The 11,633-nt window shown below is 64.3% G+C and carries 9 protein-coding genes; 3 read left to right on the forward strand and 6 right to left on the reverse strand.

The window, feature by feature from the left end:
* The first annotated feature begins 113 nt into the window (after window positions 1-113).
* Window positions 114-344, forward strand: a complete 231-nt coding sequence (locus tag WDX12_RS12160; RefSeq protein ID WP_434725028.1) for a hypothetical protein — start codon at window positions 114-116, stop codon at window positions 342-344.
* On the opposite strand, the gene WDX12_RS12165 is transcribed toward WDX12_RS12160, so the two are convergent.
* The 3 genes from WDX12_RS12165 to mutS form a co-directional block, all read right to left on the reverse strand.
* Window positions 291-860, reverse strand: coding sequence for a TetR/AcrR family transcriptional regulator (locus tag WDX12_RS12165; RefSeq protein ID WP_434725029.1), 570 nt, complete (start codon window positions 858-860; stop codon window positions 291-293). The genes WDX12_RS12160 and WDX12_RS12165 overlap by 54 nt on opposite strands.
* A 66-nt stretch (window positions 861-926) precedes the next feature.
* Window positions 927-1,391 (reverse strand): DUF1348 family protein, encoded by a 465-nt coding sequence (locus tag WDX12_RS12170; protein ID WP_434725030.1) that lies wholly within the window; start codon window positions 1,389-1,391, stop codon window positions 927-929.
* 91 nt (window positions 1,392-1,482) lie between these two features.
* Window positions 1,483-4,224, reverse strand: a complete 2,742-nt coding sequence (mutS, locus tag WDX12_RS12175) for a DNA mismatch repair protein MutS (protein WP_434725031.1) — start codon at window positions 4,222-4,224, stop codon at window positions 1,483-1,485.
* Between the two features lie 151 nt (window positions 4,225-4,375).
* Here mutS and WDX12_RS12180 point away from each other — a divergent pair, with 151 nt between their 5' ends.
* Together WDX12_RS12180 and WDX12_RS12185 are read left to right on the forward strand one after the other, a co-directional pair.
* Window positions 4,376-5,557 (forward strand): glycosyltransferase, encoded by a 1,182-nt coding sequence (locus tag WDX12_RS12180; protein WP_434725032.1) that lies wholly within the window; start codon window positions 4,376-4,378, stop codon window positions 5,555-5,557.
* Window positions 5,558-5,657: 100 nt separating this feature from the next.
* On the forward strand, window positions 5,658-7,937 hold the full coding sequence (locus tag WDX12_RS12185) for an NADP-dependent malic enzyme (RefSeq protein WP_434725033.1): 2,280 nt from the start codon (window positions 5,658-5,660) through the stop codon (window positions 7,935-7,937).
* An 80-nt stretch (window positions 7,938-8,017) separates the two neighbouring features.
* Here WDX12_RS12185 and WDX12_RS12190 read toward each other — a convergent pair whose 3' ends face one another.
* From WDX12_RS12190 to WDX12_RS12200, 3 genes are all read right to left on the reverse strand, one after another.
* A complete protein-coding gene (locus WDX12_RS12190; RefSeq protein ID WP_434725034.1) occupies window positions 8,018-9,139 on the reverse strand; it encodes a porin in 1,122 nt (373 codons plus the stop codon).
* A 369-nt stretch (window positions 9,140-9,508) separates the two neighbouring features.
* Window positions 9,509-10,219, reverse strand: coding sequence for an antitoxin Xre/MbcA/ParS-like domain-containing protein (locus WDX12_RS12195; protein ID WP_434725035.1), 711 nt, complete (start codon window positions 10,217-10,219; stop codon window positions 9,509-9,511).
* A gap of 363 nt (window positions 10,220-10,582) precedes the next feature.
* Window positions 10,583-11,575 carry an adenosine kinase gene (locus tag WDX12_RS12200; RefSeq protein WP_320294350.1) on the reverse strand — a complete coding sequence of 331 codons (993 nt, stop codon included), beginning with the start codon at window positions 11,573-11,575 and terminating at the stop codon, window positions 10,583-10,585.
* Between the last annotated feature and the right edge of the window lie 58 nt (window positions 11,576-11,633).

Raw genomic sequence — 11,633 nt, forward strand, 5'->3', positions numbered from 1 at the left:
GTCCGGAATTGCGTAAAAACAAGGAGATAGTGCGTTTCACCGCTTCCGTGAAACGGTGAAACGCACTAGCCGAAAACCTCAATCCCGATTTGCGACCGAACGGAAGGCAAGCGGTGGAACGAGTTTCAGACGGGTCTCTTCACGCGACCTACAAAGTCGGCGACATCAAGGTCACCTCGCTGCGCGACGGTTATGTCGACATGCCGGTCCGGCGGCTGCGCCAGCCAGGAGACAAGCCTTTCGGCGACGATCTCCTCTCGCAGGTGCCACTCTTCGACGGCGCGCCGGTGCTACATCTTGGCCGGCAGGCCAAGTCGCATCCGCAGCCGCCGCAATGCCCTTGAAAACACATCAAGGTCATTGGCGGCGCGGGCAAGCGTGAGCGCGCCCTGGATGGCGGCGACGGCTTCCTCGGCCAGTTCGCTGGCCTCGCCCGGCCGGTGCCCGGATCGCTCCAGCGCATCGGCGAGATGTGTGACCCAGCGGCCGAAATAGTCCCTTATCTGGCCGGCGAAGAGGTCGCGCGATTCATCCAGCGCGAACGCGCCGATCAGGCAGACCCGACGCCCCGAGCGGAAATAGCGGTCCGTCGCCGCGAGCATCTGTTCGATCCCGGCCAGCGGATCGGCGCTGTCGCGCAGGGTCGCGAAGACATTGTCCTCGAACCAGCCGTCGATATGGGCAATGACGGCTCTCGCCATCTCTTCCTTGCCGCCGGGAAAGAAGTGGTAGAGGCTTCCCTTGCCCAGCCCCGTCGCCTCGCCAATCAACGCCAGGCTGGCGCCCTCATAGCCATGCTCGCGGAAAACTTCCGCAACGATCCCCAGCAACCGGTCGCGGTCGGGCGCGATCCGTCGCATGCTTAGTATTCTCGTTCGAGCATGATCTTTTCCAACAAAACGCTACACACTTTTTGGGATCATGCTCTATAGCCCGAGCTTCGAAAGGCCGGGATGGTCGTCCGGCCGGCGGCCGAGCGGCCAATGGTACTTCCGCTCGCTTTCGGTGATCGGCAGGTCGTTGATGCTCGCCACGCGCCGGCGCATCAGCCCGGCTTCGTCGAACTCCCAGTTCTCGTTGCCGTAGGAGCGGAACCAATGCCCGCTGTCGTCGCGCCATTCATAGGCGAAGCGTACCGCGATGCGATTTTCGTTCCAGGTCCAGACCTCCTTGATCAGGCGATAGTCCAGCTCGCGCGCCCATTTGCGCTTGAGGAAGTCGACGATCTCGCCGCGGCCCGAGACGAATTCGGCCCGGTTCCGCCAGATGCTGTCCTCGGTATAGGCGAGCGAAACCCGCTCCGGGTCGCGGCTGTTCCAGGCGTCTTCGGCAAGGCGCGCCTTTTGCGCCGCTGTCTCGGCGGTGAAGGGCGGCAAGGGCGGGCGGCTCATGAAAATCTCCTGTCGGTTCCGATCGTCGATAACCGACATTGTACCGATCGGTACAATGAGTCAATGGCCGCAGTGACCGGCGAGACAGCTGTTATCGCTTTGTCGCCAGCCCCTTCAGCCGGTAGAGCGCCTCCAGCGCCTCGCGCGGCGTCATCTCGTCGGGATTGATCGCGCCGAGCGCGTCGCCCAGCGCATCGCTCTTTGCCGGCTTCGACGCTTCGCGCTTCACCGCCACCGAAAACAGCGGCAGGTCGTCGACGAGGCGGTTGGTCTTGCCCGAGACTTCGCCCTCTTCCAGCTGATGGAGAACTTCCCTCGCGCGGGCGACGACCGCCTCGGGCAGGCCGGCCAGCCGCGCCACCTGCACGCCGTAGGACCGGTCGGCGGCTCCCTTGCCGACCTCGTGCAGGAAGACGACGTCGCCTTCCCACTCCTTGACCCGCATGGTGACGTTGTGAAGCCGGGGCAATTTCCCGGCCAACGCCGTCATCTCATGGAAATGTGTGGCGAAGACTGCCCGGCAGCGGTTCTTCTCATGCAGATATTCGACCGCCGCCCAGGCGATCGACAACCCGTCGAAAGTCGCGGTGCCGCGGCCGATCTCATCGAGTATGACCAGCGCCCGCTCGCCCGCCTGGTTGAGGATCGCCGCCGTCTCCACCATCTCGACCATGAAGGTCGAGCGGCCGCGCGCCAGATCGTCCGAGGCGCCGACGCGCGAGAACAACCGGTCGACGACGCCGATATGGGCGCTTTGCGCCGGCACGAAGGAGCCGGTCTGGGCAAGGATGGCGATCAGCGCATTTTGCCTGAGAAACGTCGATTTACCGCCCATATTGGGGCCGGTAAGCAGCCAGATCGCGCCGGCCTTGGCGCCGCCTTCGGGCGACAGGTCGCAATCATTGGCAACGAACGGCCCTTCGCCGGACCGCCTGAGCGCCTGTTCGACCACCGGGTGGCGCCCGCCGGCAATGTCGAAGGCGAGGCTGGAATCCACCAGCGGCCGGCACCAGCCCTCGCTTTCGGACAGCAATGCCAGCGCCGATGAAACATCCAGAGCCGAAAGCGCGTCGGCCCCGGCGCGGATCCGTTCGGCCTCACCCACAACTTCCGCCGTCAGCCGGTCGAAGGCGGCGAGTTCGATGCCGAGCGCCCGGTCGGCGGCGTTGGCGATCTTCGATTCCAGCTCCGCCAGTTCGGTCGTGGTGAAGCGCATGGCGTTGGCCATGGTCTGGCGATGGATGAAGCGCGCCTTGGCGGCGTCGCTGCCGGTCATGATCGAGTGGTGGTTGGCGGTGACCTCGATGTAGTAGCCCAGCACATTGTTGTGCCGGATCTTCAGCGAGCGGATGCCGGTCTCCTCGATCAGCGAGCGCTCCAGCCCGGCGATCACTTTTCGCGATTCGTCGCGCAGCGCCCGCATCTCGTCGAGCTCGGCATTGTAGCTCGACCGCACGAAGCCGCCGTCGCGCTTGATCAGCGGCAGCTCGTCGTCGAGCGCTTCGCTGAGGTGGCGGGCGAGCGCCTCGGGCAAGGCTCGGATTGCGGCAAGCGCGGCGGCGAGCTCGGCGGGCAGGGCCGCCGCCGCGAACAATTCGGCGATCGCGCCCGCCGCTTCAAAGCCGGCGCGCAGCGCGCCGAGATCACGCGGCCCGCCGCGGTTCAGCGCCAGCCTGGACAGCGCCCTCGGCATGTCGGCGACGCCTTTCAGGCTCGCCCGCAACCCTTGGCAAAGCCGCGTCTCGGAGCGGAAGAAGGAGACCGAATCCAGCCTCGCGGAAATCGCGGCCGGATCGGTCAGCGGCGCCATCAGCCGGTCGGCCAGCAATCGCGCGCCGCCGCCGGTCACGGTGCGGTCGATCGCCTTGAACAGCGAGCCGTCGCGGCTGCCGGACAGCGTGCGCAGCAATTCCAGATTGGCGCGTGTCGCCGGGTCGATGAACAGCGTCGAGCCCTGCTCCTCGCGCTCGGGGCGCGACAGCGGCGGCCGCTCGGCCTTCTGCGTCTTCTCGACATAGGCGATGGCGCCGGAGATCGCCGACAGCTCGGCGCGCGAAAACGTGCCGAAACTGTCCGGTGTCGCCACCTCGAAGAAGCGGGCGATGCGGCTTGTGGCCGAAGCCGAATCGAACAGCGACGGCGGTTGCGGGTTGGCGACCCGGCCCAGCACGTCGAAGACCGGCCGGAGCTCCGGATCGTGGAAAACCGGCTCGGCGACGATCAGTTCGCGCGGGTCGACGCGGAAGATGTCGGCAAGCAGCCGCTCGGCGCTCGTTTCGGCAACGCGGAAGGCGCCGGTCGAAATGTCGATCCAGGCCAGCGCGAAGCCGGCCTGGCTGGTCGCGGCGCCGCCGCCTTTCACGCGACCGAGCGCCATCAGGAAGCTCGATTCCGAAGGCGCGAGCAGCTTGTCCTCGGTGATGGTGCCCGGCGTGACCAGCCGCACCACGTCGCGCCGCACCACCGATTTGGAGCCGCGTTTCTTGGCTTCGGCCGGGTCCTCGATCTGCTCGCAGACGGCAACGTGAAAGCCCTGCGCGATCAGCTTCTGCAGATAGTCGTCCGCCGCATGCACCGGCACGCCGCACATCGGGATGTCGTGGCCCTGGTGCTTGCCGCGCTTGGTCAAAACGATGCCCAGCGCCTGGCTTGCCTTCTCCGCGTCGTCGAAGAACAGCTCGTAGAAATCGCCCATGCGGTAGAACAAAAGCGAATCCGGGTTTGCCGCCTTGATCTCGATGAATTGCTCCATCATCGGCGTGACGCCGCCCGTGGCGGGCGCAGGCGTCGTCGTCTCCTGGGCGTCGGTATCCGTCGGCATATGCATGTTCATGCCCGAACGCTAGCAGAAGTGGCAGCCCGGTTTAATGCCGGCGGCGCGAAAAGCAGGGGAAGACCGGCGGCGGCCTGCCGTGACGGGCCGGTTGCGCCGGGCCAGCCTGGCACTCTATGGTTCCCGTGGGGTAAGTGCGGCGGGGACTTCGGTGGATCAGGACAAGCAGGAGACTTTCGACGAGATGGTCGGCCCGGTCGGCTCGGCCGCCGAGCGCCTCTGGCTGCTGGCAACGCGGCGCGCCCATCGAACGGCGAACAAGCTGAGGGTTTCGGCGCGCAAGCGCTTTCCCTATATCCTGCCGGCGCGCGGTCCCTTGTCCGATCTCGACGGCGGCATCGAGATGTCGGCGCACATATTCAGCCGCGACCCGCTGGTGCTGTATATCCCGGTGGGCGGACCCCGTCCGCTGCATCCGCTGGCGGCCGTCGGTCGGCGCCTTGCCGCGCGTCGCGCCACCTTCCTGCTGATGCCGATGTGGACGATGGAGAGGCCGGCCATCGTCGCCCAGATGGGCCGCGATCTCGCCTGGTATGCGGCGCGCTTTCCTCGTCATGAGGTCATCTTCCTCTGCAACAACGAGGCGGAGCGTCGGCTCATCGTCGGCGTCGGCGGCAATGCCATGTTCTCCAATCACAATTTGATGATATCGGAAGATATTTTCCGGCCGCTGCCGGATGTGCCGGTCGTATTCGATGCCGTCTACAATGGCCGCATCTCGCCGATGAAACGCCATTATCTCGCCTTCGAGATCGACCGGCTGGTTCACGTCACCTATTCGATCGGCGAATTGACGCCGCCGGCCGCCCGCGCCTTCATTCGCCGCCTCCAGGCACAATCGCCACGCCATCGCATCGCCAATCCGATCGTGGACGGTCTGCCTGGCCGGTTGACCTCCGCCGAGGTCAACCTTGTCTACAACCAGGCCGCCGTCGGCCTTTGCCTGTCCGCCGCCGAAGGGGCGATGTATTCCAGCATGGAATATCTGATGGCCGGGCTGCCGATCGTCAGCACGCCGAGCCTCGGCGGGCGCGACGTCTATTTCGATCCGGACTATTGCCTGATCGTCGAGCCGGAGCCGACGGCCATTCGCCGCGCCGTCGACCGGCTTCGCGATCGCGCCATACCGCGCGAGGAAATCCGCGGCAGGACACTGGAAAAGGTTCGCGCCCAGCGGCTGGAACTCACCGCGTTCCTGTCGGCGCTTCTGCGGCGCAAGGGCAGCAGCGCTCCCCCGCTGGAGAAATGGCCGTTCTCCGGCACCGAGGGCTTGATGCGCTGGGCCACGGTGCGGGAAATTGCCGCGCTCGTCAGCGAGCCGGACCGCGCCTGACCGCTTGGCCGTTTACAGCGCTGCCGTGTAGCCTTAATCCGAAGAGACATAACACGCACCTGCCTCAAGGGTGCGCGAAGGCGAGGAAACCAAAAGCATCATGGCCAGGAAAACCGAAAGCAGCGGCCCCTCCGTCAGTCCCGAGGAGGCGCTGGAATTCCACGCCATGGGACGGCCCGGGAAGCTGGAGATCGTCGCCACCAAGCCGATGGCGACGCAACGCGATCTGAGCCTTGCCTATTCGCCGGGCGTCGCCGTTCCCGTGCGCGCCATCGCCGAGGATCCGAGCCGCGCTTTCGACTATACGGTGCGCGGCAATATGGTCGCCGTCATCTCCAACGGCACCGCAATCCTCGGCCTCGGCAATCTCGGCGCGCTGGCCTCCAAGCCGGTGATGGAAGGCAAGGCGGTGCTGTTCAAGCGCTTCGCCGACGTCGATTCGATCGACCTTGAAGTCGATACCGAGGATGCCGACGAGTTCGTCAATTGCGTGCGCTTCCTTGGCCCCTCCTTCGGCGGCATCAATCTCGAGGACATCAAGGCGCCGGAATGCTTCATCATCGAGCAGCGGCTGCGCGAGTTGATGGACATCCCCGTCTTTCATGACGACCAGCACGGCACCGCCATCATCTCGGCCGCAGGCCTGATCAACGCCCTGGAGGTCACCGGTCGCGACATGAAGACCACGAAGATGGTCTGCAACGGCGCGGGCGCCGCCGGCATCGCCTGCATCGAGCTGATGAAGGCGATGGGCTTTTCGCCGGAAAACATCACCCTGTGCGACACCAAGGGCGTGGTCTTCCAGGGCCGTACCGAAGGCATGAACCAGTGGAAGTCGGCGCATGCGGTCAAGACCGAGGCGCGCAGCCTGGCCGAGGCGCTGGACGGCGCCGACGTCTTCCTCGGCCTGTCCGCCAAGGGAGCGCTCACCCCCGCCATGGTGCAGTCGATGGCGAAGAATCCGATCATCTTCGCCATGGCCAATCCCGATCCCGAGATCGCGCCGGAGGAAGTGGCCGAGATCCGCACTGACGCCATCATGGCCACCGGCCGCTCGGACTACCCCAACCAGGTCAACAATGTGCTTGGCTTCCCCTATATATTTCGCGGCGCGCTGGATGTGCGCGCCACCACCATCAACGACGAGATGAAGATCGCCGCCGCCAGGGCGCTGGCCGAGCTGGCGCGCCAGGACGTGCCGGACGACGTCGCCGCCGCCTATCAGGGCAACCGGCCGAAATTCGGCCCCAACTACATCATCCCGGTGCCGTTCGATCCGCGCCTGATCTCGGCGATCCCGCTGGCGGTGGCGAAGGCGGCGATGGAATCCGGCGTCGCCCGCAAGCCGATCCTCGACCTCGACCGCTACGCGCAGGAACTGTCGGCCCGCCGCGATCCGATCGCCTCGACCCTGCAGCGCATTTACGACCGCGTGCGCCGCCAGCCCAAGCGCATCGTCTTTGCCGAGGGCGAGGAGGAGCAGGTGATGCGTGCCGCCGTCTCCTATGTGAACCAGAAGCTCGGCACGGCGATCCTGCTCGGCCGCGACGACGTCATCAAGGACAATGCCCGCAATGCCGGCATCGACCTCAACAAGCCGGGGCTGGAGATCATCAACGCCAGGCTGTCGCGCCGCAACGGCATCTACACCGACTATCTCTACGAGCGCATGCAGCGGAAGGGTTTCCTGTTCCGCGATTGCCAGCGCCTGATCAACAACGACCGCAACCATTTCGCCGCCTGCATGGTGGCGCTGGGCGATGCCGACGGCATCGTCACGGGTGTGACCCGCAACTATTCGACGGCGCTCGACGACGTGCGCCGCATCATCGACGCCAAGCCCGGCCACCGCGTCATCGGCGTGTCGATCGTGCTCGCGCGTGGCCGCACCGTGATGGTCGCCGACACCGCCGTGCACGACATGCCGAACGCCGAGCAGATCGCCGACATCGCCGAGGAGGCGGCAGGCTTTGCCCGCCGCATGGGTTATGAGCCGAGAATCGCGATGTTGGCGTATTCCACCTTCGGCCATCCGCAGGGCGAACGCTCCGAGCGTGTGCAGGAGGCGGTGCGCATCCTCGACAAGCGCCGCGTCGATTTCGAGTATGACGGCGAGATGGCGGCCGACGTGGCGCTCAACCCGCGCGCCATGGCGCAGTATCCCTTCATCCGGCTGACCGGCCCGGCCAATGTGCTGGTGATGCCAGCGTTCCACTCGGCCTCGATCTCGACCAAGATGCTGCAGGAGCTCGGCGGCTCGACCGTCATCGGCCCGCTGCTGGTCGGCCTCAACAAGCCGGTCCAGATCGTGTCGTTGAACGCCAAGGACTCGGATATCGTCAACATGGCGGCGATCGCGGCCTATACGGCGGGGAACTAAGGCGCGCCGGCTTTCGCCGATCCAAAAGCAAAGGGCCCGCGGCATCGCCGCGGGCCCTTTCTTTAGGTTTGAAGGCCAGATCAGAAATTGCGCTGGAAGCGGACGATGCCGCCGACGCTGTTCTTCTTGTCCGCCTTTGCGAAGTTAAAATCGCCGGCTTCGCCAAACTTGCCGTCGTGGGCATAGTCAACTTCGGTTGTGATCGTGAAGCCGGGAACGATCGTATAAGCAACGTTTGCCGCGACAGCGACGTTCTTGGCATCGTCGGCCGAAACCTGGAGGTTGAAGGCGGTCTTTGCGTTGAACTTATAGGTGCCACCACCCCAGACAGCCCAGTTGCCGCCCCACGGTTTGTAGAAGCCGCGACCATGCGCGTTAAGAGCATTGGTGGGGTCGTTGAGATTGTCGTCGGTGCCATAGCCGCCCATGATGAACAGCGACAGTTCCTTGGTGACGTTGACGTCCAGGCGAACCTTGCCGGCCACTTCTTCGTAAGCGCTGTCATAGGCAACGACGCCGGTAATCGCACCCCAGTCGCCCTTGTACTTCAGGCCGCCGACGACATGCGGAATATAGCTGTCGATCGTACCGTGAATGCCCTTGTCGTCCGCGCCTTCTTCAAGCGAAACAACGCCCGAGAAGCCACTGCCCGCGTCGAAGTAGTAGCTGACGACATTGGTGTCCTTGATGCCGTACGGGATGATGGTGTCCTGTACGACACTGCCGGCATAGCCGATGAACTGGTCATAAGGTGTCTCGTCCTTGCCGACGCGCAGGCCACCGAGTTGGATCCACGCGAAGTTCAGCGACGTGGTCGTCGGCCCGCCGTTCGGGAAGTTGAAGCGCGTCTCGGTATAAGTCTTCAACGTGCCGAGCTCGGTTTCCTGGCCGGTCCAGGTCTTCAGCGCGAAGCGGGCGTTCTTCTTCCAGCTGTTCTGCGAGTCGCCGTCCAGAACGTCGGTGGTCTTGCGGCCGTCCATCGAGCCGACATCGCCGAAGCCGGCGTCGTAGCGGATATAGCCGCCGATGCGCAGGCAGGTCTCGGTGCCGGGGATGTAGAAATAGCCAGCGCCATAGACGTCGCAGATCTTCACGTATTCGGCCGGTTCCGGCTCGGCGACGGTCACCGCGTCGGCGGCACGGGCGCCCGAAACTGCGATCAGGGCCGCAGCGGAGCCGAGTAGAAGGCTCTTGATGTTCATTTTCTTGAATCTCCAGTCAAAGGTTCAAGACAGGCCTGACATGCCGTTCGGCTTTTGCCACCCCCGTCCCCATCGTTGAAAAAGTGCGCGCACCGGCGCCGCTTCTTCGCCTTGGACATGGCTTAATCGGTCGTCACGTACAACAGAGATTGTGTCGTAAAGGCGGCTTTTCGAATCTTGTGAAGTTCTTGTTGCTCAAATATCACGTCATATATTTGTAAAAATGGGACAGATTGCACAATTTATACAATCGAAACGCGCAGAAAGACATGAGAATGTGCCAAATGTGCCAATATTACAGTTTTATGACGAAAGGTTTGCCAGATAAATTTCTAAAGGAGCGGGCGAGCGTAGAAAAAAGGCTCCGGGTCAGGATAGGCCGCGGGCGGCGCGTACCACGTGCTCGACCACGTCATCCCTCAACATCTCGATGGGGACGCGACCATCCAATTCAGGCGCGGCCCGGCTCAACCAAAACCAGGCGAGCCTCGGATTGGTGATCGCCGAAAGCACCTCGCTGATCCCTGGGACCGGCCTGCCGTCGATGAACTGTGCCAATGGGAAGACATGCTTGCGGCCGCCCTTGCGCAGGGCAACGACCTCGCCGCGTCGTTGCCAGCGATGCAGCGTGGAGCGCGGGATGCGGAGCTTCTCTTCCAGATAGGTCGAGCCGGCGACCTCGCCGGCCCAATCCTCGATCAGCATCGATTGCAGGTCCGCGGCCCGCTCGGCGAGTGGCTGGGCTGTCGGCCCCCCTGTCTGCGATCTCGGCGGCGAGCGCTCGAAGGCGCGGTCGGATATGGCCGAACCGTCGCTCGCAACCTTGTCCGTCACCGCACGAAGAAAGTCGGAGGCAAGGTTGGTCCACTCACCCTTGAAGGACCCGATGGCAAGGCGCTGCGCCGGCGGCAGGAAGGGGAGGGCGGCAGCCACATGGCCGGCGATGTTGCTTGCCGACGTCAGCGCCTCGGCGTCCAGCATGACGCCATGCTGCATCAGCGCCTGTTGCACGGCTTCGGCTATAAGGCCTGCCAGTGCCTCTTGTGAAATCCCCTCGGACGGGTTCTGGAATCTGGTCATGAATCTGTCTTGCGGCCCGCGCTCCTCCCCAGGCGGCGGCGATTGCTGAAATTCTATAGCGGAAAGTAAAATACGCGACGGCAGCGGACGCCATGGCCCGGCAGCTTGCTGGCTTGCATCTTCACACCCCTGGTTTGGCGTGCCGAAATGTCAGTCACGAAACGCCTTATCTTGCATCTTAGAAGTCCAACGTGACAGGTCCGCGACAGCCGGCCTTGTTTGGAGGCTGCCGGCGATGACGCAACGGCATCCTTCACGGGAAGGGTGACTCCGCTCTATCCTTTTGTTTCGATATGCTTTTCAGCCGAAAGGCCACCGCAACGGCGCCGAGCCAGACCGTAGGCCGGTGTTCCTGCAATCGCCCTAGAGAAGCCCGACCTGCTCGGCCTCGCGACGCAGATTCTGGCGCGGGCGCGGGCCGATCTGCTGGATCACCAGCCCGGCCGACAGCGAGCCGAGGTCGCCGCATTCCTTGAGGCTGCGTCCGGTCGTGTAGCCGTAGAGGAAGCCGGCGGCATAGAGGTCGCCGGCGCCGGTCGTGTCGACCAGTTCCTTGATCTTCGTCGCCTGGATGGTGACGGTCTCGTCGCCGCGCACGATGACCGAGCCTTTTTCCGAACGGGTGACGGCGGCTATTCTGCAATCCTTGCGGATGGCGGCGAGCGCCTCCTCGAAGGAGGCGGTCTGGTAGAGCGACTTGATCTCGTGGCTGTTGGCAAAGACGATGTCGACGGTGCCCGAACGCATCAGCTCGAGAAACTCGTCGCGGTAGCGGTCGACGCAGAAGGAATCCGACAGCGTCATCGACACTTCGCGGCCTGCCGCGTGCGCCAGCTTGGCGGTCTGCCGGATTGCCTCCTTGGCACGCGGCGGATCCCACAGATAACCCTCGAAATAGGTCACCTTGGCGCCGGCGGCCTTGTCGGCCTCGACATCCTCGGGGCCAAGCTCGACACAGGCGCCGAGATAGGTGTTCATCGAACGCTCGCCGTCGGGCGTGACGAAGATCATCGAGCGCGCGGTCGGCGGTTCGCCCGCGAGCGGCCTGGTGTCGAAGGCAACGCCCTGAGCGTGAATGTCGTGGATGTAGATGTCGCCCAGCGCGTCGTTCGACACCTTGCCGAAGAAGGCTGCCCGTCCGCCGAGACTGGCGACGCCTGCCGCCGTGTTGCCGGCGCTGCCGCCGGAAGCCTCGATCGCCGGTCCCATGCGGCTGTAGAGCAACTCTGCACGCCTGGCGTCGATGAGGTTCATCGCGCCCTTGATGATGCCGTTGGTCTCGAGAAAAGCCTCGTCGCACTGAGCGATGATGTCGACAATGGCATTGCCGATGCAAAGCACGTCATATTCCGGCATCAAAATCTCCGCCAAGCACTACCCGGCTATCTGGCATGCCGGCCGGGCGCGGGTCTAG

This window comes from Mesorhizobium sp. RIZ17 (assembly GCF_051127865.1).
GTDB classification, from domain to species: Bacteria; Pseudomonadota; Alphaproteobacteria; order Rhizobiales; family Rhizobiaceae; genus Mesorhizobium; species Mesorhizobium humile.